Source organism: Lacinutrix algicola (assembly GCF_001418085.1).
Classification (GTDB): Bacteria; Bacteroidota; Bacteroidia; order Flavobacteriales; family Flavobacteriaceae; genus Lacinutrix; species Lacinutrix algicola.
Genome location: NZ_LIQH01000040.1, coordinates 100,655 through 127,454, shown reverse-complemented (window position 1 = coordinate 127,454; position 26,800 = coordinate 100,655). Strand labels below are relative to the sequence as shown.

Genomic DNA, 26,800 nt, shown 5'->3' with positions numbered 1-26,800 from the left:
ACGGCAACTTCATCGTGAACGCTGCGCAAATGTCTCCGACTTTGCGCCCATTCCTATTAACAATTACAGTAGCTAGATTCATTAGTAGACAACAAAAACCACCAATTATAATCGTTTAACATCAAAATACAAAGTGATGCACTGTAAGTCATTGCTCCGCTCCTCGCAATGACCCTGATTGCGGATGCTCGTTGTGTATGCGTGTGTGATATTCTTTCAGAATGACAAACTAGGTGGATTTAAAATCCATCCGATTTACAACATAGTACAATTGCAAAATCGAGCGAAGTCAATAATCAATAATAGATTTCGGCTTCGCTCGATTGTTTACTAATAGAATGTTTTATAGCTCTAAAAATCAACTTTTAGAACGTCATAGTAATTACATCTTCAAAGTGATTTTGTTTAAAAAGCCACTGTAATTTTCTAACTCCAGAGGTACATCTGCATTTTTTTCCATATCGTGAAAATGGTGTTTACCTATCAATTCCATACCTGTAAAAGCATTCATTCTGTGAAACCCAAACATAACCCCTTCATCAACACTTTTTTGATCAAAAAACTCATTTTCTAAGGTAAAAGCTGTTTTGGGTGCGTTCCAACTAGTGGTGAGGATGTATTTTTTTCCGTGCATCAATCCACCAGTTCCGTAGTTGATATCTGGATTTGTTCTGCTTCTTCCGTCGCTTTTATAAATTCCGTTTTGATGACCTTCGGTAAAAACTTCATCGATATATTTTTTGAAACCAAATGGAATCTGAAACCACCAAATAGGGGTGTGGTAAATAACGATATCTGCCCATTTAAATTTTTCTACTTCTTCCTTTGCATCATAATCGTCACCAACCTGAGTAGATTTTACAGCAAAATTCTCATTTGAATCAAAGTAACCCATTGTATTATTGAAAAGTGTTTCGTTAAATCGACCTCCAGAATGTGCAAATGGATGACTTCCATTTATTATAAATATATTTTTCATCTTTCTTTGTTTAATTATGAGACAAAATTAAGTTGATTTTTTGTATTGTAAAAATAATACAAATCATACCTTTGTATTATAATATTAATAGTTATGGTCAATTTAGAATGGTATAGAACATTTAAAGAAGTATATGAAAACGGCACTTTAACTAAAGCGTCAATTGCTTTATACTCCTCTCAACCTGGTGTTAGCGTGCACTTAAATGCCTTAGAAACCTATATTGGAAAAAAATTATTTGAACGCACTTCCAGAAAAATGATCCCTACGGAGGATGGGAAATTTTTATACGAATACATTATAGAATCGCTGAACAAGCTGGAAATTGCCGAACAGCATTTTAAAAGAACAACGCAAGAAACAAATCCTTCTATAAATATTGGTATGTTTTCTGAGATGTTCCAACTCATTATTGAACCCGAAATTCCGAAGTTAGATTTTGACCTAGTGGCACGATTTGGTGCGCATACCGATTTAATAAAAGACTTGAATAATGGCATTTTAGATTTAGTAATTACGCCCAGAAAACAAAATGATAAAAAATCGCCGGTGGAGTATGTCCCTTTTTCGAAAGAAAGAATTATTCTCATTGCAGGAAATAAAACGGATACAACCGAGATAAAAAAGCACATTGAAGCTAATAATTTGAATGCCTTAGAAGCGGAATTATTGAAAAATAGTTGGTATAGTTCCTCCAACGAAATGGAGCATTTTAGACGTTTTTGGTTTGAGAATTTCAATAAAAAACCATCTTTTAAACCCAACTATATTTTGCCTAATATCACTTCTATCATTCGATGTTTATCTAATGAAAACGGATTGGCATTAGTGCCAGATTTTCTATGTCAAAAGGAGATTTCGAATAAAGAGATCAATTTAGTTTGGGAAGGAAAAGTAAAAACCGAAAACACCTTGTATTTTGCCTCAAGAACAGATTTGAAATACAAGAAAGAACTAGAGGTGCTTCGAAATATATTTACAGCAAAGATGAAGTAATACCAAATAAACATCAAAATGACCGATTAAATTCGTTTCTTTTTCCTTAATATTTCAATATAAAATAGAACCATAACTAAGGCTATGATTAGATTTTCTATTTCATATTAAGAAAAAATAATTCAAATTTATTATCAATCATTTCGAAATTCATTTGGTATAAACAAAATGCAGCCGCTTATTATCATTAATAATAATTAAAGCACAACTCTCGCTGTGCTTTTTGTTTGTATATTATTGTTTGCTCATTGTTGTGGGTACTAAGTCAGAGACACTCGCATAGCAGCACTTAGATTTTTCAGAACACTTCGCAGAGCTGGTTATTGGTCTCCGGCAGAAAAACTGAGGCTTATAAAAACGATTCCGGGAAGTATTTTGATAATGATAAAGGAGATCCGAAAGGGTGTTTTTCATCAGCGCATCTAGATGCTTATGATGAGGCTAAAATTAAGCACTTATTATCAATAACCGATAGTTTATTGTAAACGCTTCAGTTTAAAAATATAATAAGACTACCTAATAGAGTAGCCGTATTTATTTAACCTCTTCAAATAAAAACTCGCCTTTAGTTTCTGCAGCAAATAAGCCCCATTCCGTAATTAGATTTAAAATAGGAGTAAGAGTTTGTCCAAACTCAGTTAGCGTGTATTCTACTTTTAAAGGTGGTTTTTTAGTATAAACTTTTCTGCTTACAATACCATCAGCTTCTAGTTGTTTCAATTGCAAACTTAGGGTGCGTTCTGTAATACCCGGTATTTCTTTACGTAACTCGTTATACCGCTTCTTATTACTAGTTAAATGTGTAAGTATAACACTCTTCCATTTTCCGCCAATAAGTTGCATAGCTGCGCTTGTTGGGCAAAAGGATATTTTATCGTTGATCTTAATTTTTGGTTTCTTTTCAAATAGTTCTTTTCTATCCATTACTTCTTATATATAAACTAAAATGTATTTCAATGTTAATTTGTTATTACAAAGCAAAGGTAAGCAGCTTTAATTTAATATGCAACCATACTTTTTATAGTTTATTTATTATGTTTATAGTATTGACAAACAGGTTGTTATATATTTATTGCTATACTATACTTTTAAACCGTTATTGCAAGATAACAATACTATATATACTTTTGTCACTATAAAAATGATAGTATAATTAATCGACTAAATATAAAGACATGAATTTAACAGATATTTTAAAAGACCGTTACTCTGTAAAACAGTTTGATGCTACTAAAAAGATCTCAGATGCAGATTTTAAACAAGTAAAAGATGTATTACGTTTAAGTCCATCAAGTATAAATTTACAACCTTGGCATTTTTTAATTGCCGATACTCCAGAAGGGAAAGCACGTATTGCAAAAGGGACAGAGGTTTCTTTTCCGTTTAACACACCAAAGATTTTAGATGCTTCTCATGTCATTGTTATTGCTGCGCGTACACATGCAGATGAAGCATATTTGACTAGTATTTTAGAACAAGAAGATAAAGATGGTCGTTTTGCTGCACAAGAATTTAAAGATCAAGTACAAGGTGGTCGTAAGATGTTTGTAGACCTTCATAAATACGACCTTAAAGATTTGTCACATTGGATGGAAAAGCAAGTGTATTTAAATATGGGCGCACTTTTATTAGGTGCTGCAGCTTTAGGTATTGATGCTTGTCCTATGGAAGGTGTAGATGTAAAAGCTTTAGATAAAGAGTTTGACTTACATGAAAAAGGCTATACAGCATTAGCTGTTGTGTCTTTAGGATATAGAAAAGATACCGATTTTAATGCGAAGCTTCCAAAATCGAGATTTTCAGAAGAAACCATAATTACCAAATTATAAAATAAACGAGAACACTATAAAAAATCATATTATGAAAAGCACAATAGTAAAATTCACAGCAAAACCAGAACACGCAACTAGTTTTGCAGCAACATTAAAAGAAGCACAGGCAGCAACACAAAAAGAAGCTGGTAATAAAGAAATTAAAGTATTTGTATCTAAAGCAGATGCCAATGTATTTTTTGTTTATGAGCGTTGGGCAGATAAAGCAGCAATAACGTCTCACGATAATGAGGCGCACACAAAAAAGTTAATGGAAGTAGGGCAAACAGCGTTACAAATGGCGCCAGATTTTTATTTCTTAGGGGATACCAATCCGTTACCAGACCATTCTAAATCTGCAAATCCGGAGGATGAAGTATTTATCATTTTCTTCATTTTTAAATTGAAAACAGAATTTAGATCACAACTTTTAAATCAGTTTGAAGACCACATTACACATACCAGAAAAGAGGAAAAAGGAAACATTCTTTTTGATTTATACACAGTAGACGACCAAGACGATACATTGGCTGTTTATGAGCATTGGAGAAAAGAATCTGATGTTTGGGACATTCACTTTCACCAACCTTACGCAGAAAAAACGGGTAAACTTATGGAAGAAGCTGTTATTGGTGATTTAAAACAGTATATGAATTTTGTAACTGAAATTTAAAAATTTTTTAAAATGAAAAATATAATTACAGCACTAGTTTACGGAATTATCGTTGCAGTTAGTATTCAGGAAATTTCTGCTCAAGAACCAAGTATGAGAACTTTTAATGAAAACACAAAAGCAGTACAATTAGATAAGGGTACGATGCAAATTTTTGATTACGGTGAAACTAAAGTTCACGTTTACGAAACCAAAGGGTTTTTTAATACACATGCTTTTTTTATTGAAAAAAACGGAAAAGGAGTATTGATTGAAACACCACCAATGAAAGATAATTACAAGGAGCTTGTAAATTATATTGTTGGTTTAGGTTACACAAATATTGATGTGATGGTTTCTTATCATTTAATAGGAAAGCACTTTTTTGATACGGATAAACTAAAATTTAACCATATATATTCTAATCAAGAATCTTTAGATTATATGACGAATTCTGGTAATGAATCGCTCTCAAAATTAGCAGAAGTCTCAGGTGAAGATCTAGACGAAACTACAATAGTGCCAACCGATTTGCTAGAAGCAGGAGCACAAGAAATTTCAGGAATTCCTTTTATTATTACGCCTACCGGTTTTGGTTTTGATGTAGAAATGCCAGAAATAAAGGCTGTTCACTTGCATATGGTTGGGCACGATAACCATACTATGATTTTTAATTCAGAATTTATAGATACGGTAATTAAAGAGCTTACTGCTTTTCAAGAAAAAGGGTATACCACCTATTTTTCTTCACACAGTGCACCGGAAACTTCTGGAGATGTGACCATTAAAATCAACTATCTTAAAGAGATGAAAGCTATTCTTTCAGCTTCTAAAAATAGCGAAGAATTTATTCAGAAAATGGATAAAGCCTATCCTAATTTTGGATGGAGAAACTACTTATTAGGAAGTGCAAATATGTTGTTTACTGAAAACTAATTCAGTTAAACAAAAAAAACTACTATTATGAAAAAACTAATACTACTATTTTCGTTGGCGCTTTTAGCAAGCTGCGGAAATGAGACTAAAAAAGAAGCAACGTCAACTTCGGAAGAAGGACACGGACATTCACATTCTCAAGTTACGGACGAACACGGTTTGGCGCCTCATACCGAAAATACCATTCACCAATATGCACCAACGGTTGCCTTATTAAATAGTATCTACGAAGGTAATATTACGCCGCAACAAATGGTACAACAGGGTAACATTGGTATTGGAACCGTAAATCATTTGGCTGGCGAATTGGTTGCTGTAGACGGAGTGGTCTACACGATTGATGCCGAAGGCGGAATAGCAGAAGCACCGGAAGATTTAGAATCACCAAATATGACGATGATAAATTTTCAGCCGAAACAAACCGTAACTGTTGAAAATATTGAGTCGTATGAAGATTTAACTAGAGAACTTCAAAAATATTCAACCTCTAAAAATAGCTTTTACGCGTATAGAATTAAAGGTGAATTTAAGCACTTAAAAATGGCTTCTGCCCATAAAGTAGAGAATGAAGATGTGTCTTTATTTGAATATTTAGATACACGTGTAATGTATACTAGAGACAACATTAAGGGGACTTTGGTAGGTTTATTTACACCAGATTATCTAGGAAACATCGTTATTCCGGGAATGCATTTTCACTTTTTATCAGACGATATAAAATTGGGTGGGCATTTAGAAGACATCAAATTTGATAAACTTTCTATTGAAATTCAAGAAGTAAACCAAGTTAATTTACAACTTCCAGAAACAGAAAAATTCAGAAATAAAGATTTAAAACAAGGTGCAGCACCAAAGGCTACAGCTAAACAAAACGGAAAATAATAATATTATGAAAAAGCACATAATATTAGTTTTAGCATTGTTTTTTTCTTTTACAACTATTGCGCAAAACACAAAAGAAGACAACTATAAAACAGGTGTAAAAATTGTAAACGAGGTAAATGGCGATGGCGCTTCAAAAGGTTTGGAAGCCGCTTTTAAAAGCGTGTCTCCAGATATGGCAGATTATATTATTCGTTATGGTTTTGGAGAAATTTATAACAGACCGGGTTTAGATTTTAAGACAAAAGAATTATTAATAATAGCTAGTCTTACTACACAAGCCAATGCAAAATCGCAATTAAAGTCGCATATGAAAGCTGCACTAAACCTTGGTGTAACTCCAGATGAGATTTCTGAAACGATGATTTTGTTGAGTTTATATACTGGTTTTCCAGCAGCTAACAATGGGATTTTTGCTTTGAAAGAAGTTTTAGGTGAAACTAATTATGCTGCCTCTTCTAAAATAAATTCAACGAATCAATTAATTAAAAATTGGGAATTAGAGGGTTTTGCTATGCCAGAATCTATAGTAGCTTCTCCAACTGAAGATTGGTTGTATGTTTCTAACGTAAATCAGAATGAAAAAGGATATATAAGCCGAATTACAAAAGCCGGTAAAGTAGATAATTATAAATGGGTTACAGGTTTAAACAACCCTGCTGGTTTAGCTTTATACCAAGACAAATTGTATGTAGGTGATGGTAAGGAACTTCATATAATTGATGTAAAAAAGGGTAAGCTGATAAATAGCTTTACATCAACAGATGTGGTTTCATTAAATGATGTTGTAGTTTCTAAAACTGGACAGGTTTTTATCTCTGATATTGCAGGCGGAAAAATCTTCACTTTAGAAAACAACAAACTAGTGGTTTGGTTTCAAGCACCTGAAATTAAACATCCCAACGGAATTTTCATTCAAGATGATAATTTAATTATTGCTGATTTTGGTTCAGAATTATCATTAGAGTTAACTCCAGATAAGTATGGTAGTTTGTATAAAGTCAACCTAAAAGACAAAACAGCTACGATGATTAAAAGTGCGTATCAATTAGGTGCTTTAGATGGTTTAGCAGCAGTTAAAGATGGGTATTTAGTTACAGGCGGTACGGTTAGCGATTTGTTTTTTATTAATGATGACAACCGTATAAAAATTGGAACTTTTCCAAAAGGGTTAGCGGATATAAGTATTCTAGGTAATACGCTATATGCACCAATTCTCTTTAGTAATAAAATTGAATCTTTTTCAGTTCCGAAGGATTTTGCAACAATTACTATACTTGGTAAAAATTAGAATCATAAACAGAATAGTTAAAATAACAAAACATAAAACTCACAATATGAAAGCAATAGTTTTAACAAAGGCAGGAGGACCAGAAAATCTTCATTTAACCGAAGTACAAAAACCAAGTATAAAGGAAAACGAAGTATTAGTTGCTGTTAAAGCAATATCGTTAAACCCAGCAGATGTAAAACCGAAATACGCAGACGAGATGTTGAGTATGATGTACGGTAAAGAACGACCAATAATTTTAGGTTGGGATATTGCAGGTACCGTTACAGAAATTGGTGCAGCAGTTACCAATTTAAAAGTTGGAGATAAAGTTTTTGGAATGGTAAATTTTCCAGGTGTTGGTAATGCTTACGCAGAATTTGTTGCTGCTCCAGAAGCACATTTAGCGGTAATGCCTAATAACGTTTCCTTTATAGAAGCTGCTGCAACTACGTTGGCTGCTTTAACGGCGTTACAAATTTTAGAAGGTAAAGTTAAAAAAGGGGGTAAAGTCTTAATTCAGGCTGGCTCTGGTGGTGTTGGTCACTTTGCAATACAAATTGCTAAAAGCTTCGGAGCGTATGTAATTACTACTGCTTCAGCAAAAAACAAAGGTTTTGTACTATCTATAGGTGCGGATGAAGCTATTGATTATCACACACAAAAATTTGAAGAAGTTTTATCAGATATCGACTTTGTATTAGATACACAAGGTGGTAAAGTTTTAGAAAATTCAGTAAAAGTTTTAAAAAATGGCGGAACGGTTTTAACAACTGTGGCACCAGATGTATCTGAAGAAGTTAAGGCTATAGCTAAAAAAGAAAATAAAACAATAACTAATATTTTAGTGCATTCTAACGCTGAAGATATGTACACCTTAAAAGGGATGTTAGAAAGCGGAGCCATTAAACCAAACATCTACAAAACTTTTGCTTTTGAAGCTATGGCAGACGCGCATAGAGAAGTTGAAAAAGGAAGGACCGTTGGTAAAGTAATAGTAACTATTTAATTAAGAACATTCGTAACAAGAAAGCATAAAATATTTACACATTGGATTACTATTCAAAAAACACCAAGAAAATATCCGTTTAGAGCATCGGATTTCCAATAGAAATATTTTTTTTATTAAAATGCTCCGATTAATTACAAAATTAATTGGAGCATTTCTTATATTATACAACATCATAAAAAAAATCTAAAATAAAGTATAATTGCTTTGGTGTTAATGGAGTAATTTAATTTCTTTCCGGATTAATAATTTAACACTAAATGGAGAACATTACAACATTTTCAATTACAGTATTTACGGCATTTTTTGCTATTACAAACCCAATATCAAACATGACTGTTTTTGTATCTTTAACGCAAGGTGCAGATAAAAAAACGAAAAGAGAGATCAATAAAAAAGCAAACTTAATTGCTTTTGTAATTGTGACGGTTTTTATTTTATTAGGTAAATATATTTTTGAGTTATTTAATATTAGTATTCCGGCCTTTAAGATTACTGGAGGTATTCTAATATTTTTTATTGGTTTTGATATGCTTCAATCCAAACAGTCTAATGTAAAAAGCTTAAATAATGTTCATGTTGACGAAGATATAGCAGTCTCGCCATTGGCTATTCCTATTTTAGCTGGTCCGGGAACTATTGTAACAGCCATGAATTTTGTGTCTAATGCAGCACCTTTGCAAATGTTTTTGGTAATAGCCATTTTTGGATCTATGAGTTTAATTACTTACTTCACTTTTAAATTAAGTGATTTTATTGTTGGATTAGTTGGTCACAATGTAATTTCTGTAATTGGAAAAATTATGGGATTAATAATAGCCATAATTGGTACAGGTATGATTATACAAGGTATTAAAATTTCTTTCGATTTAATAGCTGGGTAATTTTGTAGGTTTAAATTGTAAATAACCGTTTTAAAAAGAAGTTTAATTCTGTTTTTAACAGACACATTAATATGAAAAAAATACTAATCCTATTTTCTCATCCAAAATTTGAAAAATCAAGAGCGAATACAGCATTGGTAAATCATATTAAAGATATTGAAGGTGTAACATTTCATGATTTATATGAACGTTATCCAGATTTTAATATAGATGTTTCAGCAGAAAAAAAAATATTAAATGCACATGATATTATTATCTGGCACCATCCATTTTATTGGTATAGTTGTCCGCCATTAATGAAACAATGGATTGATATGGTGTTAGAATTTGGGTGGGCTTACGGTCCAAATGGAAACGCATTGCAAACCAAAACATGTTTAAATGTTATAACTACTGGAGGTTCTAGAAAAGTGTATTGCTCAGAAGGTAGTAATAGTTTTACAGTTCGTCAATTTTTAAGACCATTCGAGCAAACTGCTAATTTATGTGGTATGGAATATTTACCACCATTTGCAGTAATGGAAACACATAAATTAAGTGATAGTGATTTAAGAGATTATGCTTTAAAATATGTCGAATTAATTACTTTACTTAAACAAAGTCTTTCCAATAGTGATTGTGAAGGATTTTCATTTATAAACGATATTCCGAAACTAAATACACTATAAATTTATGACTGGAAGTATACTTTTTGAAGCCATAGTCTTTTTATTAGGCGCAATTATTTGTGTATCTATTGCTAAAAAATTAGGCTTAAGTTCTGTAATTGGTTATTTATTAGCAGGTGTTTTAATAGGACCTTACGTCTTAGGATTTATAGGTAAAGAAGGTGAAGATATCTTACACTTTGCCGAATTTGGTGTGGTAGTAATGCTATTTTTAATTGGCTTAGAAATCGAACCAAAGAATTTTTGGAATATGCGAAAAACCATACTAGGTATGGGAGGATTACAAGTGGGAGGAACCATGTTACTTTCCTATATTCTGTTTGCTTTACTTGGTTTCGATTGGAAAGTAGCTTTAGTAATCTCTATGGCAGTAGCTCTATCTTCTACAGCAATTGCCATGCAAACGATAAAAGAAAAAGGCTTAATGAATACTACGTTTGGTTCATCTTCTTTTTCTATTTTATTATTTCAAGATATTATTGTCATTTTTATGTTAGGTTTTATTCCATTATTATCTAATACAGACGATAACGCTTCCGCGGAAAAACATAGCGAACATGCCAATTTATTAGAAACACTACCTATCGGTTTTCAAACGTTAGCCATTATTTTATCTGTAGTTTTAATAATTATAGCTGGCCGTTATTTAATTGTTCCAATGCTACGAAAAGTGGCTAAAACAGGAGTTAGGGAATTATTAATTGCTGCTGCTTTATTAATCGTTTTTAGTATTTCTTTTTTAATGGAATATGTAGGAATAAGTCCTGCATTAGGAGCTTTTTTAGGTGGAGTAGTACTTTCAAACAGTGAGTTTAAACATGAGTTAGAAAGCACATTAGAGCCTTTTAAAAATTTACTTTTAGGGTTGTTTTTTATGGCTGTTGGCGCTTCTATTAACTTTATTGTTATTGCGAATAGTCCTTTAGAAATAGGAGGTGTTTTAATAGCAATTGTAGTTATTAAAGCGCTTGTTTTGTTTATAGCAGGTCATGTTTTTAAATTAAAATTAGACCAAAAATTGTTACTTACATTTAGTTTGGCACAAATTGGAGAATTTGCCTTTGTATTATTGTCTTTTGCATTTGGTCTTAATATTTTGTCGCAAGATCAAATGGATATGATGCTTGTAATAACAGCTTTAAGTATGTCGCTTACACCAATTATTGGTATCATTAACGAACGTTTCATTCTGCCAAAAATTGGTACTAAAGAATCGATAAAACGACCAACAGATCATATTGCAAAATCTCAAAAAATTATATTAGTAGGTTTTGGCCATTTTGGAAATACTATTGGACGTTTTTTGCGCTCTCATGGTGTAGAAGCAACCATTTTAGATCATGATTCTAACCGTGTCGATTTTCTACGTAAAATGGGATTCGAAGTGTATTATGGAGATGCTACCCGTCTAGATTTATTAGAATCTGCGGGAATTGCTGAAGCTAAAATAATTATTTGCGCTACTAATAAAATAGAAGTTTCTAAAGCTATTAGTAAAATAGTAAAAGAAAAATATCCTCATGTAGAAATGATGATTCGTACTAAAAACCGCTATGATGCCTACGAACTACTTAATCTTGGTCACGAAAATATTTACCGTGAATCTCTGGAAACGTCATTAACTTTAGCTAAAGATGTGTTGAGTAGAATGGGTTTCAGAAAATACACGCTTAACAGACAAGTACAGAATTTTATTAAATATGATGAAGATAGTCTAAGGCGTCTAGCATCCGAGCCTAAACAAGAAGATAATTACATTTTTAAGGCTAGAAAAGAGCTAGAGCAACAAGAGAAATTTTTAAACGAAGATTTTAAAAGAGGTATTGTAGATTTCGATAGTCATTGGGATAGTGAGCATATTAGACAAGTTTTAGAAAAAACAAAAGAGGAATAAAACTGCTATTGGATAAAAATATTCCACATATTGAATTTGATTCTTCAAAACCAGATAATAGCGGTATTGAAATACTAACTATTGAAAGTCTTTCTATACGTAAAAACGAAATAGATCATAGTCCAGAAAAAGCCCACCAATTGGCTTTTAATATGATTGTGTTTTACACTGCAGGAGAGAGTAGGCAACTGGTAGATTTTATATGGCATGAGGTGAAAAGGAATACAATTATTCACCTATCTAAAGGCCAAATTAATGCGTTTCAATTTAACGAAGGTTTACAAGGTTACGTAATACTATTTACCGAAGATTATTTAAAAAAGCAAATAAATACATTGCCTAAAAATGAACTAATTAGATTATTTAATGCACATTTATTTTCTCCAATTATTCAAGCTTCTCAAGACTCTAATGTTTTAAATTATATAGAATTATTTTACAAGGAATATTCTAATATAGAAGAAGGCTATAATCAAGAAAATACATATAATGCTTTGTATTCTATTATCTTTTCAAAATTAGAACGCCTAAAACAATACCAAACCTTTCATTTAAAACGATCGGATAAATTAAACAGTTTCTTAGATTTTAAATCTCATTTAGAAACTCATTTTAATAGGAGCAGAAATGCCGATTTCTATGCCGAAAAGTTAAATATTACCTACAAACACTTGAATAGTATTTGTAAAGACATGGTTAGCGTTACAGCAAAGCAATTTATTGATGCTTTTGTAATTTTGGAAGCTAAACGTTTGCTTATAAATTCGGAAATAAAAAGTACAGAATTAGCGTATTCTTTGGGTTTTGAAGAGCCAACCAATTTTGTGAAATATTTCAAGAAACATACAGGATTTACCCCAAACACCTTTAAAAAAGACTACATATAATTTTTTAAGGTTCGATATTAACCATTTTTACAACCATTTTCACCTTTAGTAATCTGTATTGCTATAGTAATTTTGTACTCAGAATTTAACTATAAAAAACAAATAGCAATACATGAAACAAACACTTTTAGCAGTAACTCTAGTTTTAACATTAGGAGCATGTAAATCGGAAAAAGGAATAGAAAAGGAATCACAAGTAAGAAAAGAAGTAAAAATGGAATCATCGATTAAAGATAAAACAATAGCCGTACTAAAAAGTATAGAAACAGGAGACAAAGAAGCTGTAAGTTATATTAATCCAACAAACTATAAGCAACACAACCTTTCAGTAGGAGACGGACTAGCAGGTTTTGGAGCTTTGTTGGCTCTTGCTCCAGAAGATGGTTTTAAAGTAAATACAGTAAGAGCGTTTCAAGATGGAGATTATGGGTTTGCACAAACAGAATACGATTTTTTTGGCAAAAAAATAGGGTTCGATGTTTTTAGATTCGAAAATGGTCAAATAGTAGAGCATTGGGATAACTTAATTGAGAAAGCAGTACCAAATTCTAGTGGTCATACACAAACAGATGGTTCAACAATTATTACAGATTTAGATAAAACTGAAGCAAATAAAACATTGGTTTCTAATTTTATAAACGACATTTTAGTGAATGGTAAAATGGATAAAATTGCAAATTATTTTGATGGAGATAATTATATCCAACACAACCCGAATATTGCAGATGGTTTATCTGGATTAGGTAAAGCATTAGAAGCTATGGCAAAACAAGGTGTAAAAATGGAATTTGAAATAGTACATAAAGTGTTAGGACAAGGTAATTTTGTACTAGCTATAAGTGAAGGTAAATTTGCAGGACAACCAACATCTTATTATGATCTATTTAGAGTTGAAAATAATAAAATAGCAGAGCACTGGGATATTATGGAGACTATTGCACCAGAAGCAGATAGAAAAAATTCAAACGGAAAATTTAATTTCCCTAAGTAATTTTTTTAAACCATTTATTTTATTAATTAATAGCAGAAAAGGTTATCAAATCGGTAGCCTTTTTTTATATTATACAAATCATTTTAATTATTTATAAATATGTCAGACGTAAGAACATGCCCAACTTGTGGCGCAAAAGCAAAGTATAAAGTAAAAGAAAACATTGAAACATTTACAGCTGTGCAAGATGAAGATGCCTTTAAAAAAATTGGTCAGCTAAAAAAAGCAATGGACAAGTTTAAAACAAAAGCAGAGGCTTTAGAGAAAGAGTTGTTGGAGTTAAAATTAAAGCAATAAAATCATTTTGGAATCCCGATAAAAAAGAATTAGAATAGATCTATAAATAATAATAATATAATGAAAATAGCAGTCACATCAGTAAGTGGTAATTTAGGATCTGCAATAGCTAAGCAATTAATCCAAGAAGTTGGAAAAGACAATGTAATAGGTGTTGCAAGGACACCAGAAAAGGCTAAACATCTTGGCATAGAAATTAGAAAAGGCGACTATAATAGTAAAGAGCAGTTTAACAATGCTTTATTAGGAATAGAAAAATTAGTGATAATTTCGGGAATGGATGCTCCAGAAAAACGAATTCAACAGCATAGAAATATTATAGAAGCAGCAAAAGCAAATAGTGTAAAAAAGATAGTATATACGAGTATTGTTGGAGATGAAGAAAAAACGGCTTTTAGCCCAATTGTTAAAAGTAATCGTCAAACAGAAAAAGACATTCAAAATTCAGGATTAGATTGGGTAATTGGTAGAAATGGAATTTATATTGAACCAGATTTAGAGTATATTGAGACTTATAAAAAATTAGGAGAGATTAAAAACTGTGCCGGAGATGGTAAATGTACCTATACAAGCCGAAACGAATTAGGGTATGCTTATGCAAAAATGCTAATAGAAGAGAAGCATAGTAAAAAGGTTTATAACTTGGTTGGAGAACCTATTACTCAAGCAAAATTAGCAGATTATATTAATCAAGTATATAATACTAAACTTGTATTTAATTCTGTTTCTGTAGAAGACTATACAACTGAGAGAAAAGCAGAATTGGGAGATTTTATAGGAACAGTTATTGCTGGTATTTACGAAGGTATTTTAAATGGTGTTTATAATGTGAATTCAGATTATGAAAAGGCTGCAGGCCGTTTACATAAACCTACATTAAAGATTATAGAAGAAATAAAACAAGCTTAAAAAAGAATATATTTTGGATTTAGAACAAAACAAAGAAAACGCAATTGCATTTTATAAAACGGCCTATTTAGGGAATCCTAAAAAAGCAATGGAATTGTATGGAGGTGATAATTATAAACAACACAATCCTTTGGTTGCAGATGGAAAACAGGCATTTATAGATTATTTTGATCGTATGCATAAAGAATTTCCAGAAAAGTCTATCGATTTTGTAAGAATTATTGCTGAAAACGACCTAGTTTCTTTGCACACACATCAAATTTGGCCGGATAACGATCAATATGTTACAATGGATTTTTTTAAATTTGATGATAATGGTAAAATCATAGAACATTGGGATAGCATACAGCAAATTCCAGAAACGGCTATGCACAATAACACGATGTATTAAAATTATATGAGTATTATAACACATTTTAAACAGGTAAGAGCGCAAACGGTATCGTTTTGCAGTCATTTAAATGTCGAAGACTATTCAATTCAAGTGGTTGCTTTTGCAAGTCCAGCAAAATGGCATTTAGCACACACGACTTGGTTTTTTGAAGAGTTTATTTTAAAGCCTTTTCTACCCAATTACAAAGTGTTTAACGATACTTATGGCTTCTTATTTAATAGTTATTATAATACTTTAGGAACACGTGTTTTACAATCTAATCGTGGTAATATGTCTAGACCTGTTACTAACGAAATTTTAGATTACAGAAGTTATGTAGATGAAAATGTCTTAAAACTATTAGCTCAAAATTCTAGTAAAGAATTAACAGATTTAATTATTTTAGGATTAAATCACGAGCAGCAACATCAAGAATTATTGGTTACAGACGTTAAATATATGTTTGGTCATAATCCTTTGTTTCCTGTTTATAAAAAGGATGAAAACCTTTTAAAAAGTTATAATCAATCTAAAGAAACCATTCAAATAAAAGAAGGTGTTTACGACATTGGTTATAAAGGAAGCGACTTTTGTTACGATAATGAATTAGGAGTGCATAAGGTGTTTATCAACGATTTTGAAATAAATAATTTTTTAGTCACAAATGGCGATTTCATAGCATTTATGGAAGCTGGAGGATATTCAGATTTTAATCTTTGGTTAGATGAAGGTTGGTCTTGGGTAAACAAAAACAAAATAAACGCACCATTATATTGGTTTAAAATAGATAAAATTTGGCATTATTACACTTTGGCAGGTTTACAACCAGTAGATAAAAATGCTATTTTAGGTCACATTAATTTTTATGAAGCTAATGCTTACGCAGAATGGAAAGGGATGCGATTACCAACAGAATTTGAATGGGAAGTAGCATCCAAAACATTAAATTGGGGAAAACGATGGGAGTGGACAGCAAGTGCCTATTTACCTTATCCAAAGTTTGAAAAAGCTAATGGTGCAGTTGGCGAATACAACGGAAAGTTTATGAGCAACAAAATGGTATTACGTGGTGCATCTGTTGCAACATCTCAAAACCATATTAGAAACACATATAGAAATTTTTTCAGCCCTTTAGAGCGCTGGCAATACACAGGAATTAGATTAGTAAAATAATACATGATAGAACAATTTAAAGACGCTGTAAACAACGGTTTAAGCGCAAAACATAAAAATTTACCATCAAAATATTTTTACGATAAAAAAGGAGATTCCCTTTTTGTCGAAATTATGGGTTTACCAGAATATTATCTCACGAGAGCCGAGCATGATATTTTTAAAAACCAAACGTCTAATATTATTGGATCTTTAAAATTAGAGAAAGACACCTATTTTGAGTTGATAGAATTAGGTGCAGGAGATGGAACCAAAACCAAAGAATTACTTAAATTATTAAGTAAAGAAGGTTATGGTTTTGATTATCTGCCTGTTGATATTTCTCAAAATGCTTTAGATAACCTGGAAAGTAATCTAAAAACTGAATTGCCGTCGGTTTCAGTTAAAACAAAGCAAGGTGATTATTTTGAGGTTTTAGAGTCTTTAAAGCATAGTAAGCATCCTAAAGTAATACTATTTTTAGGTTCTAACATAGGTAACATGAATGATGCTATTGCATCAATATTTATGCAAAACCTAAGCGCTAATCTAAACTTAGGAGATAAACTGTTTTTAGGAGTAGATTTAATAAAACCCGAAGCCATCGTTTTACCAGCATATAATGATAGTAAAGGTGTAACTGCTGCTTTTAATTTAAATTTATTAGACAGAATTAATAAAGAATTGAATGCTGATTTTAATAGAAATAACTTCGCTCATACACCCGAATATAACGAGACAGAAGGTATTGCTAAAAGTTACATAACAAGTACCAAAAATCAGGAAGTGTATATTAAAGCGATAGATAAAACTTTCAGCTTTGCTATAGACGAAAAGATTCATTTAGAAATTTCAAGAAAATATAATAGTGAAATTCTAAATAAGATTATTTCCAACACACAATTCAGTATTAAAAATAAATTAAGTGACAGTAATAACTATTTTGCTAACTACATTTTAGAAATAGAATGAGTAAATTAGGATTATTAGGTCTTGGAAGTTTTTCAACGTTGTTTTATATAAAAGAACTTAATGCTTTGTATAATGCAAAACACGGTGGATTTAGTACTTGTCCTTTTAAAATGTTAAATGTAAATTTTGATACTATAAACAATCTATTGCCAAACACATCTAAAGCTTTAGATGCTATTGTAAAGGACAATTTAAATAAGCTGAAAGCTTTAGAAATAGATACAATTGTAGTACCAAATATAACTTTACATGAAACTATAGATAGGTTAAGTATTGAAGCCAATATAATTCATCCTATAGACGAAACTATTTCTAAAGTTAAAGAAAATAAGCATACTAATGTTACCATTTTTGGCACATTATATACCATGCAATCCAATTATATTACATCTAAATTTACAGCAGAAAATATTAATGTTTTACAAGCTTCAAAAGAAGATAAGCAACAAATAGATGATTTAAGAATAGCTGTATATAACGGTATAGAAACCCAAAAACAGTTAGAAATATTTAATGAGCTAATTAATAAACACACTAAAAATGGAGTAGTGGTTTTGGCTTGTACAGAATTATCGGTAGCTTATAATATTAAAAACAACCGAGTTTACGATATGGCTAGAATTCAAATGAGAAAATTTGTTAATCTATTGTAATTAATTACATTAACTTAGTTTATCTTTAGTATCACTTACATACTAATTAAATAATTTTTACTAAACATTTTATTGTAAATATCCATACTAAACATATAAAGTTGAGCAGGTTTTTTAGATACACCTACTTGTTTTTCGTCTAAAGCAATAATATATTTTTTGTTAATTAACTTGCGTCTAAAATTTCTATTGTCTATTTCTATTCCTAAAATAGATTGATACAAATCTTGCACTTCATTAATTGTAAACTTATCTGGAAGTAGTTTAAATATAATAGGTTCAGACAAACATTTTACTTTTAAATCCTCATAAGCTTCTAATATTATTTTCTCGTGGTCGAAACCGATTTCAGGTAATGCATTAATAGGAAACCATTTGGCATCAAACTTATTATCTTTTAAATCTACATCTTCAGTTTTTAATAAAAAATAGTAAGCTATTGTTACCGTTCTTAGGTTAAATTCTTCATTTTCAATCCAAATTAAGTCTTTAGGGTTCGTTAAACGATCCGGATTTCCGAAAGCCTTAAATTGTTTTTTGTATTGGTTCGTTAATCCTGTTAACTCCTTTAAAACGCGAGTTGCAGAATCGTCTAAAGTTTCATTATTATAAACATGATATCCAGTAAGAACATAATCATCGACTAAAATCTCTTTTTCAGATTCTAAAAAACGTTTTATTAATAAAACATTTAATGATTTGGTATTAGTATCATATCCAAAAACGACACAATCCACAGATAAATTCAATATTTTTTCAGATTTCATAAAGATATTTTCTATTAAATAGGTATTAATATTTTGAGAGGTCTAAATGTATGTAAAATTTATTAAACGTCAATAATACATTACAATTCATTGATTGTTATAAAGTATAATATATTCACATTAAGGGTAATATAGCATACATGAAAGTTAAAATAACATATTTTTTTAATAATTTATTAGGGTTTTATAATTTAAATATGATACATTTGAAAAAACAAACGTAATTATGACGTTTAAAATTATTTTATAATTTATAATTTTAATAATATGAACATGAGCAAACTAACGTTATTAGAAAATTCTTCTAAGTCAAAAAAAAGCACTACTCAAAAAGTATTTCAATTAACTCTTGGGTTTTTAATGCTTTGTTCATTTAATATAATGTCAGCACAAAAAGAAGAAAACAAAGTTGATGCTTACGAACCTTTTAGTATTGGTGCGCATTTAAAAAACATGCATACTTGGCATGGATTTGTTGTGCATCCTGGAGCATTGTTTGCCACTAATATAGAATACAATACAAAAAACAAGAAATTTACCTTCGGTTTTTGGGGAGGAGCAAGTTTTTCTTCTGTTGATGTAGAAAACATTAACACTGGAGAAAAAGAAAGTGCGTATTATAAAGAATTTTCAATTTATACAAAGTATCGTTTTTCTGATAAGTTTTTTATAGAAGCTGTATCGCACAACAATTATACTGGAGTAGAAGAAAGAGGAGATAAACTAAGCTATTGGAGTTACGATAAAACACAAGGTTATAATTTTGTAGATCTAAATTTTGGATACAATCTTACACCTAATACATTACTTTATTTTGCTACTATTATTAATGGAGGTTCTGGTGATTATGATATTAAAGAAAATGGAGATTTAGAAAACTCATGGACTCATTATTTTGAAGTTAGCAGTAAAGTATGGGAAAAGAACAACTCGAGTTTGTCTTTATTTGCAGGTGGCGCTTGGTCCTTTATAACAGATAAAACCTTTTATAATGAAGGTTCAGGGAATATTATAAATGTTGGTGCTACATTTAGTAAAAAACTAGCAATTAGTAATTATAACGTGCCAGTCGATGTTACTGCCATGTGGAATCCAGAACAAGAAAAAACAGTATTGCAATTAGATATTACTTTGTTTTAAATTACACATAAAACAGTAATAACTAACATATAACGATAAAGTATTAACTTACATAATAGAATAAAACCTTTAAGTAATATTTAAAATTATGAGAATAAAAAACTTAAAATTAGCACTAAAATTAATATGTATGCCAATGTTGGCAATCTTATTAAGTCTATCACTAAATAGCTGTGTAGAGCATTTAAATACTAGTAAAACCAATATAAATAGTGATGAAGACGAAGGTGAGCTTTTTACAAGTGCTATTGATCTTACTGGCAAGAAAATTGGGTATTGTACACCATCGTTAAATGCACCGTATTATCAAGCTTTATTGCAAAGTATAAAAGCTACGACCGAGAAAAATGGAATGATATTTTTATCTGCAGATGGTCAAGATGATATTACTAAGCAAATTTCGGCGGTAGAGGATTTAATAACTAAAGGTGTTGATGCTTTATTACTAAACCCAAAAGATCCGGATGCTTTAGTTGGTATAACGAAAGTTGCAAAAGCAGCTGGAATTCCTGTATTTATTATAGATAGTTCTATAAATCCTTCGGCAGATTTTGTTACAACAATACAATCTAATAATCTAGCAAATGGAGAGTTAGCAGGCGAGTGGCTAGTAAAAAAAATGGGTAAAACACCAATGAATATTGCTTTATTGAGTGGTAATGCAGGAAACCCGGTTGGTCGTACACGTAAACAAGGCTTATTACAAGGTATTACAGAAGAGCAATTACGTACCCAAGGAAAAATTGATCTTAATGTAAAAACGCAAGCGTATACAGAATGGTCTTATGCTGGTGGATTAAAAGCTATGGAGGATATTTTAGTAGCGCATCCAGATATTAATGTTGTGATTACAGAGTCTGATGTTTGCGTGTTAGGTGCTATTAAAGCTATTGCACAAGCAGGAAAAACGGATGATATTTTAATAGTTGCAGGAGCAGACGGACAAAAAGAAGCTATTAAATACATTATGGAAACCGAATTTTATGGTTGTACTGCAATGAATAGTCCAGTACAAATTGGAAAAAATGCTGTTAAATATGCAGTCGAATATATGAACGGAAAACGCGATTTTGATAAAAAATCGTATACAGCACCTTTATTAATTACAAAGGAAAATGCTGCTAAGTACTATAATCCTAATGCTTTATTTTAATAGTTAATATCCATTGATATGAAAAATTCAGAAAATGAATATCGTCTTGAAATGTCTGGAATATCCAAAAGTTTTGGTGTTGTTTCAGTACTTAAAGATGTGACTTTAAAAGTAAAGTCTGGAGAAATTCATGCTTTATTAGGTGAAAACGGAGCAGGAAAATCTACACTTATAAAAATATTAAGTGGTGTACACCATAAAGATTCTGGTACAGTACGTTTAAATGGTGAAGAAATTAATCCAAAAAACACGCACGAAGGTCAAGTTTTAGGAATTAGTGTAGTGTATCAAGAACTGTCTTTAGTAAATGATTTGTCTGTTGCCGAAAACATTTATTTACACAAATTAGGTGCAAGTAAATTTTGGATGAATTGGGACAAAATCACCAAAGATGCTCAAGAATTAATTGATTCTTTAGGATTTACAATTGATGCTTCTGCAAAAGTTAGAAATTTAAGTATTGTTCAAAAACAAGTGGTCGAAATTGCAAAAGCATTGTCTGAAGACACTAAAGTTTTAGTTTTAGATGAGCCTACAACTGTTTTTGATCCTACAGATACTAAAAAGTTGTTCGATAATCTTTTTAGATTACGAGATCAAGGAATTTCAATAATATACATTTCTCATCATTTAGACGAGATCATTAAAATAGCAGATTCTATTACAGTGCTTAGAGATGGAGTGGATACTGGAACCATGGCTGTAAAAGATACAGATACCGATGGCATTATACGTTTAATGATTGGTCGCGAATTAAAAGATTTGTTTCCTGCAAGAAATGTAGAAATTGGAGCAGAACCTATTTTTGAAGTTAAGAACCTAACAGCAAAAGATACTATAGTTCATGATGTTTCTTTTTCAGTACGCCCAGGCGAAGTGCTTGGTATTGCTGGATTAGGAGGAAGCGGAAGAACAGAAACTGCGAAACTTATTTTTGGAGCAGACAAAAAGAAATCTGGAACTTTAATTCTAAATGGAAAAGAAATTAAAACAAAATCTCCGGTAGATGCTGCTGCACATCAAATAGGCTTTGTGTCTGAAGATAGAAAGGAAGAAGGTGTGTTTTTACCATTATCTATTAGAAGAAATGTTAGTGTAACTAATTTTAAATCCATTTCAGGAAAACTAGGCTTTATTAATGTGGACAATGAGTATAAAAAAGTGTTGGGTTTAATTGATAAGTTAAACATAAAAACACCAAGTTCTGAGGTTGATGTTAAAAACCTAAGTGGTGGAAATCAGCAAAAAGTAGCCTTAGCCAAATGGTTAAGTATAGATAGTAAGGTCATTTTTATTGATGAGCCAACTAGAGGAGTAGATGTTGGTGCTAAAATAGAAATCTACAACCTAATAAATGAAGTCGCTAAAAAAGGTGTTGGTGTGGTTGTAATATCATCAGATATGCCAGAAATAATGGGTATTTCGGACCGTATTCTTGTAATGCATGAAGGTACTATTTATGGCGAATTACAAAAAGAACAATTTTCAGAAGAAAACATACTGCGTTACTCAATTGGTAAAGCATTAAAACAACACAATTAATATTAAAAATTTCACGTTATGGCTTTAACATTAAAACAACAACTTAGCAGCCCAGGTGGTATTCTTAAGTTTTTAGTAAAGTATAATACTATATTCATTTTTATTATACTAGTTATCTTTTCAGCATTAATATCCGATGTGTTTTTCACTTCAGTAAACCTTTCAAATTTATTAAAACAAGTTTCAGGTATAGGTATTATTAGTATTGGTATGCTGCTTGTAATTTTAACAGGAGGAATCGATCTATCGGTAGGTTCCATGGTAGCTTTGCTAGCGGTTACGTTCGCAATTCTAATAAACTTAGTCATATTACCATTGGCTATTGTGCTTACTATTGCTATTGGTTTTGGTTTAGGTAGTGTTTCTGGTTACCTCGTCGCTTATCAAAAAATGGCACCATTTGTCGCAACATTAGCATTAATGACTATTGCTAGAGGTTTAGGTTTTATATACGCAAAAGGATCTCCGGTAACGTTTAAAACTGCTGGCGGTGTGTTTATGTCAAACTTCGCAAATAATTCCACTTTAGGGATTCCTAATATTGCTATTGTATTTTTTATAATTGTAATCGCAACCATGGTTATGCTACGTTATAATGTGTTTGGAAGATTAATTATAGCTATTGGTAGTAATGAAGAAGCCTCACGCTTATCAGGAATAAAAGTTAATAAATATAAGTTTTTAGTGTACGCTATTTCAGGAGCTTTGGCTGCTACTGCGGCTATAATTGTAGCGTCTAGAACTAATTTAGGATCACCAAACATGGGTATGTCTTGGGAGCTAGATGCCATTGCAGCCGTTGTTATTGGTGGTGCTAGTCTAAATGGAGGTAGAGGAACAGCTATAAACACATTAATGGGCGTGCTTATTTTAGGATTAATAGGAAACATATTAAACTTATTAAATGTACCGTCATATCCACAACAAGTAGTAAAAGGAGCTATTATCATATTTGCCGTATTACTTCAAAGATTTGAAAGCAAATAATTAAATTATTAAGATGAAAAATTACAAATTAAATTCTGAAAATCTTTCTAGTATTTCTGAAAGAATTACAATACCTCAATACGATAGAACTAAAATTAAAACAGGTATTGTACATGTCGGTATTGGTGGTTTTCATAGATCGCACGAAGCTTTTTATACAGATCAATTATTGCACGATCAATCTATTACAGATTGGGGAATTTGTGGTATTGCATTATTAAATTTTGATGCCAGAATTTATAATACATTAAAAGAGCAAAATGGCTTGTATACTTTAATTGTAAAAGAATTAGATGGTACACATACTAATCGTGTTATTGGTTCTATAGTAGAGTATTTGTATGCTCCAGAAAATCCAATTGCTGTTGTTGAAAAAATGGCAAGTCCGGAAGTTAAAATTATATCACTAACCATTACAGAAGGTGGTTATAATTACAATGAGGCTACAAAAGCATTCGATTTTGGTAACTCTTTAATTCAACATGATTTAGAGCATCCTGAAGCGCCAAAAACGATTTTTGGTTATTTAACACAAGCGTTAAAATTAAGAAAAGAACGCGGTTTAAATGGTGTAACTATCCAATCTTGCGATAATATTCAGGGCAATGGACACATGACTAAAACAATGTTACTTAGTTATGTTGGTAAAGCAGAACCTAGTTTGGTAGTATGGATAGAATCTAATGTATCTTTTCCAAATGCAATGGTAGACAGAATTACGCCAGCAACAGCACCTAACGATATATTAAATTTAATTAAAACTACGGGAGTACATGATGCTTGGCCAGTAGTTTGCGAACCATTTAAACAATGGGTTATTGAAGATGATTTTATTGTAGGAAGACCGGCTTGGGAAACTGTTGGAGCTCAATTTGTTGAAAATGTAGAACCTTACGAGAAAATGAAGCTTAGTCTATTAAATGCAGGGCATTCTGTATTAGGTATTCTTGGAGCATTAGTAGGATATTCTACCATAGATGAGGCCGTTAATAATCCAAATATAAGTGCTTTTTTAAATAACTATATGGATACTGAAGTTACACCAACTTTAGGTGATTTAGATGGTATTAACTTAAAGGAGTACAAACATTCTTTATTAGAAAGATTTGGAAACATAAACATTAAAGACCAAATAGATCGTATTTGTTCAGAGAGTTCTGCTAAGTTCCCAATTTTTGTTTTACCAACTGTTAATGCACAATTAAAAGGTAATGGTACTTTAGAATTAGCTGCTTTTATAGTTGCTGCTTGGGCAATTTATAGTTTAGGAAACGATGAAAACGGTAGGCCTTTAATAATTAAAGATGCTATGGAATTGCAATTAAATGAAAAAGCAAAAATGGCAGTAAATAATCCAAAAGTATTTTTAGAAATCGAATCAGTTTTTGGTCAACTTAAAAACGAGAAAACTTTTTTAGAAGCATATACCAATGCATACAAAAATATTGTTGCTAATGGAGTTGAAAAATCTGTAATGGATATTAATAGTAATGTTTTAAACGAAATTTAAATGAAAAAGATAGTTTGCTTTGGCGAAGTACTATGGGATGTTTTTCCAACACATAAAAAAATAGGAGGTGCGCCTCTAAACGTTGCTTTAAGATTACAATCATTAAACAACAATGTCTCTATTATTAGTAGCATAGGAAATGACAAAAAAGGAAAGAAAATAGAAGCATATATTGAAGATCATGGTGTAAATATTGATAATTTACAAGTTGATAAAAAATTTAAAACAGGAAAAGTAAAAGTCATGCTTAATCAAAAAGGATCGGCTTCTTATGATATTAAATTTCCTTGTGCATGGGATAATATTCAAATAAATGAGAATACTAAAAAAGCAACAAATCAAGCAGATGCTTTTATCTACGGAAGTTTAATAGCAAGAGATGATACTTCAAGAGATACTTTATATGAACTTTTAAAACTAGCAAAATATAAAATATTCGATGTTAATTTAAGAGAGCCATATTATACTATAGATGTTTTAAATCACTTAATGAATGAGGCAAATTTCATTAAATTTAATGATGATGAGATTTTCGAAATAGGAGGAATGGTAAATTCTAAAACGCATTCTTTAGAGCAAAACATGAAGTTTATTGCAGAGTATACTAACACCGAAACTATTTGTGTTACAAAAGGAAGGCACGGAGCTATTTTACTGTATAAGGATACTTACTATTATAATAGTGGTTATCAAATTGAGGTTGTAGATACTGTTGGTGCTGGAGATTCGTTTTTAGCAACATTAATTAGTAAATTAATTAATGGAGATGATCCACAAGAAGCCATAAATTTCGCATGTGCTATTGGCGCTTTAGTTGCAGGTAGTGAAGGTGCAAACCCAGAAATTAAAACAGAAGATATTAATAATTTTATTTTTCCCTAGCTAATTTTAGTGCAATCTGTATAAAGATTGATAGCAAGTTTAAAGCTTTATGAAATTTTCATAAAGCTTTTTTCTTTTTAAGTAATTAAAGTGGTTTTCTAAAAGCCTACCAAAGTATTATGTTTGATAGGCTCTATAATATTAATGATCGTGATTAGAATGGTCTTCTACTTTCATTTCACTAGACTGATTCATTACCATATCGTGTTCATACTTACAACAATCAGGTAAACCTTTGTAAGCATCTTCACTAGCTAAAACCATATCTGTATCGTAACCAGAAGCAGCAATAGCATTGTGTATTGATATAGCGTCTGTTTTAGCATCATCAAAAGCGACATCAATTTTCTTTTTTTCAACATCCCAAACGGCATTTGCGACACCTTCTACTTTATTTGCAGCCTTTTCGATTGTGCTTTTACACATACCGCAATTTCCTCTTACACCAAAAGAAACATCTGCATTGGCCATATTTTTAGAGACTTCGGTTGTTGTTTCTGTTTCTTGTTTAGTTTCATTTTTACAACTTACTAAACCTAATGTAGTCATAATAGCTAGACTTAAAATTACTTTTTTCATTGTTTTAAATTTAATTGTTAATATT

The 26,800-nt window shown here is 31.1% G+C and carries 28 protein-coding genes; 24 read left to right on the top strand and 4 right to left on the bottom strand.

Annotated elements, in window-relative coordinates:
- Window positions 1-382: 382 nt before the first annotated feature.
- Window positions 383-979, bottom strand: a complete 597-nt coding sequence (locus ASC41_RS13570) for an NAD(P)H-dependent oxidoreductase (protein WP_055437192.1) — start codon at window positions 977-979, stop codon at window positions 383-385.
- 93 nt (window positions 980-1,072) lie between these two features.
- Here ASC41_RS13570 and ASC41_RS13565 point away from each other — a divergent pair, with 93 nt between their 5' ends.
- On the top strand, window positions 1,073-1,975 hold the full coding sequence (locus tag ASC41_RS13565; RefSeq protein WP_055437191.1) for a LysR family transcriptional regulator: 903 nt from the start codon (window positions 1,073-1,075) through the stop codon (window positions 1,973-1,975).
- A gap of 534 nt (window positions 1,976-2,509) precedes the next feature.
- Here the strand turns inward: ASC41_RS13565 and ASC41_RS13560 are convergent.
- Window positions 2,510-2,899, bottom strand: coding sequence for a winged helix-turn-helix transcriptional regulator (locus ASC41_RS13560; RefSeq protein ID WP_055437190.1), 390 nt, complete (start codon window positions 2,897-2,899; stop codon window positions 2,510-2,512).
- 251 nt (window positions 2,900-3,150) lie between these two features.
- On the opposite strand from ASC41_RS13560, the gene nfsB reads away from it, so the two are divergent.
- The 17 genes from nfsB (at window position 3,151) to ASC41_RS13475 (ending at window position 18,215) form a co-directional block, all read left to right on the top strand.
- Window positions 3,151-3,804, top strand: a complete 654-nt coding sequence (gene nfsB / locus ASC41_RS13555) for an oxygen-insensitive NAD(P)H nitroreductase (RefSeq protein ID WP_055437189.1) — start codon at window positions 3,151-3,153, stop codon at window positions 3,802-3,804.
- Window positions 3,805-3,835: 31 nt separating this feature from the next.
- Window positions 3,836-4,459, top strand: a complete 624-nt coding sequence (locus ASC41_RS13550; protein WP_055437188.1) for a putative quinol monooxygenase — start codon at window positions 3,836-3,838, stop codon at window positions 4,457-4,459.
- A 12-nt stretch (window positions 4,460-4,471) separates the two neighbouring features.
- Window positions 4,472-5,374, top strand: coding sequence for a hypothetical protein (locus tag ASC41_RS13545; RefSeq protein WP_055437187.1), 903 nt, complete (start codon window positions 4,472-4,474; stop codon window positions 5,372-5,374).
- Between the two features lie 27 nt (window positions 5,375-5,401).
- Window positions 5,402-6,256, top strand: coding sequence for an acetolactate decarboxylase (budA, locus tag ASC41_RS13540; protein ID WP_083477218.1), 855 nt, complete (start codon window positions 5,402-5,404; stop codon window positions 6,254-6,256).
- Between the two features lie 7 nt (window positions 6,257-6,263).
- On the top strand, window positions 6,264-7,547 hold the full coding sequence (locus ASC41_RS16665) for a carboxymuconolactone decarboxylase family protein (protein ID WP_083477217.1): 1,284 nt from the start codon (window positions 6,264-6,266) through the stop codon (window positions 7,545-7,547).
- A 46-nt stretch (window positions 7,548-7,593) separates the two neighbouring features.
- Window positions 7,594-8,535: an NADP-dependent oxidoreductase gene (locus ASC41_RS13530; RefSeq protein WP_055437412.1), complete on the top strand. Its 942-nt coding sequence runs from the start codon at window positions 7,594-7,596 to the stop codon at window positions 8,533-8,535.
- Window positions 8,536-8,795: 260 nt separating this feature from the next.
- Window positions 8,796-9,419: a MarC family protein gene (locus tag ASC41_RS13525; protein ID WP_055437185.1), complete on the top strand. Its 624-nt coding sequence runs from the start codon at window positions 8,796-8,798 to the stop codon at window positions 9,417-9,419.
- Window positions 9,420-9,490: 71 nt separating this feature from the next.
- Window positions 9,491-10,087, top strand: coding sequence for a glutathione-regulated potassium-efflux system oxidoreductase KefF (gene kefF, locus ASC41_RS13520; RefSeq protein ID WP_055437184.1), 597 nt, complete (start codon window positions 9,491-9,493; stop codon window positions 10,085-10,087).
- A 4-nt stretch (window positions 10,088-10,091) separates the two neighbouring features.
- On the top strand, window positions 10,092-11,981 hold the full coding sequence (locus tag ASC41_RS13515; protein ID WP_055437183.1) for a monovalent cation:proton antiporter-2 (CPA2) family protein: 1,890 nt from the start codon (window positions 10,092-10,094) through the stop codon (window positions 11,979-11,981).
- 8 nt (window positions 11,982-11,989) lie between these two features.
- Window positions 11,990-12,868: a helix-turn-helix domain-containing protein gene (locus ASC41_RS13510; protein ID WP_055437182.1), complete on the top strand. Its 879-nt coding sequence runs from the start codon at window positions 11,990-11,992 to the stop codon at window positions 12,866-12,868.
- Between the two features lie 112 nt (window positions 12,869-12,980).
- The gene (locus ASC41_RS13505; RefSeq protein ID WP_083477216.1) at window positions 12,981-13,859 is read left to right on the top strand and encodes a nuclear transport factor 2 family protein; all 879 of its coding nucleotides are present in this window, start codon (window positions 12,981-12,983) and stop codon (window positions 13,857-13,859) included.
- A gap of 99 nt (window positions 13,860-13,958) precedes the next feature.
- Window positions 13,959-14,156, top strand: coding sequence for a hypothetical protein (locus ASC41_RS13500; RefSeq protein WP_055437181.1), 198 nt, complete (start codon window positions 13,959-13,961; stop codon window positions 14,154-14,156).
- 60 nt (window positions 14,157-14,216) lie between these two features.
- Window positions 14,217-15,065 (top strand): SDR family oxidoreductase, encoded by an 849-nt coding sequence (locus ASC41_RS13495; protein ID WP_055437180.1) that lies wholly within the window; start codon window positions 14,217-14,219, stop codon window positions 15,063-15,065.
- 13 nt (window positions 15,066-15,078) lie between these two features.
- Window positions 15,079-15,456, top strand: coding sequence for a nuclear transport factor 2 family protein (locus tag ASC41_RS13490; RefSeq protein ID WP_055437179.1), 378 nt, complete (start codon window positions 15,079-15,081; stop codon window positions 15,454-15,456).
- A gap of 6 nt (window positions 15,457-15,462) precedes the next feature.
- Window positions 15,463-16,611: an ergothioneine biosynthesis protein EgtB gene (gene egtB, locus ASC41_RS13485; RefSeq protein WP_055437178.1), complete on the top strand. Its 1,149-nt coding sequence runs from the start codon at window positions 15,463-15,465 to the stop codon at window positions 16,609-16,611.
- A gap of 3 nt (window positions 16,612-16,614) precedes the next feature.
- Window positions 16,615-17,562, top strand: coding sequence for an L-histidine N(alpha)-methyltransferase (locus tag ASC41_RS13480; RefSeq protein WP_055437177.1), 948 nt, complete (start codon window positions 16,615-16,617; stop codon window positions 17,560-17,562).
- Window positions 17,559-18,215: an aspartate/glutamate racemase family protein gene (locus ASC41_RS13475; protein ID WP_055437176.1), complete on the top strand. Its 657-nt coding sequence runs from the start codon at window positions 17,559-17,561 to the stop codon at window positions 18,213-18,215. The genes ASC41_RS13480 and ASC41_RS13475 overlap by 4 nt, the downstream gene beginning before the upstream one ends.
- A gap of 35 nt (window positions 18,216-18,250) precedes the next feature.
- On the opposite strand, the gene ASC41_RS13470 is transcribed toward ASC41_RS13475, so the two are convergent.
- Window positions 18,251-18,982: an NUDIX hydrolase gene (locus ASC41_RS13470; RefSeq protein WP_055437175.1), complete on the bottom strand. Its 732-nt coding sequence runs from the start codon at window positions 18,980-18,982 to the stop codon at window positions 18,251-18,253.
- A 273-nt stretch (window positions 18,983-19,255) separates the two neighbouring features.
- On the opposite strand from ASC41_RS13470, the gene ASC41_RS13465 reads away from it, so the two are divergent.
- The 6 genes from ASC41_RS13465 (at window position 19,256) to ASC41_RS13440 (ending at window position 26,196) form a co-directional block, all read left to right on the top strand.
- Window positions 19,256-20,122, top strand: a complete 867-nt coding sequence (locus ASC41_RS13465) for a hypothetical protein (protein ID WP_055437174.1) — start codon at window positions 19,256-19,258, stop codon at window positions 20,120-20,122.
- 88 nt (window positions 20,123-20,210) lie between these two features.
- A complete protein-coding gene (locus tag ASC41_RS13460) occupies window positions 20,211-21,275 on the top strand; it encodes a substrate-binding domain-containing protein (protein ID WP_055437173.1) in 1,065 nt (354 codons plus the stop codon).
- A gap of 18 nt (window positions 21,276-21,293) precedes the next feature.
- Window positions 21,294-22,817 (top strand): sugar ABC transporter ATP-binding protein, encoded by a 1,524-nt coding sequence (locus tag ASC41_RS13455; protein ID WP_055437172.1) that lies wholly within the window; start codon window positions 21,294-21,296, stop codon window positions 22,815-22,817.
- 18 nt (window positions 22,818-22,835) lie between these two features.
- Window positions 22,836-23,804 (top strand): ABC transporter permease, encoded by a 969-nt coding sequence (locus ASC41_RS13450; protein WP_055437171.1) that lies wholly within the window; start codon window positions 22,836-22,838, stop codon window positions 23,802-23,804.
- Window positions 23,805-23,817: 13 nt separating this feature from the next.
- A complete protein-coding gene (locus ASC41_RS13445; RefSeq protein ID WP_055437170.1) occupies window positions 23,818-25,314 on the top strand; it encodes a mannitol dehydrogenase family protein in 1,497 nt (498 codons plus the stop codon).
- Window positions 25,315-26,196, top strand: coding sequence for a carbohydrate kinase family protein (locus ASC41_RS13440; RefSeq protein ID WP_055437169.1), 882 nt, complete (start codon window positions 25,315-25,317; stop codon window positions 26,194-26,196).
- 141 nt (window positions 26,197-26,337) lie between these two features.
- Here ASC41_RS13440 and ASC41_RS13435 read toward each other — a convergent pair whose 3' ends face one another.
- Window positions 26,338-26,775 (bottom strand): heavy-metal-associated domain-containing protein, encoded by a 438-nt coding sequence (locus tag ASC41_RS13435; RefSeq protein WP_055437168.1) that lies wholly within the window; start codon window positions 26,773-26,775, stop codon window positions 26,338-26,340.
- Between the last annotated feature and the right edge of the window lie 25 nt (window positions 26,776-26,800).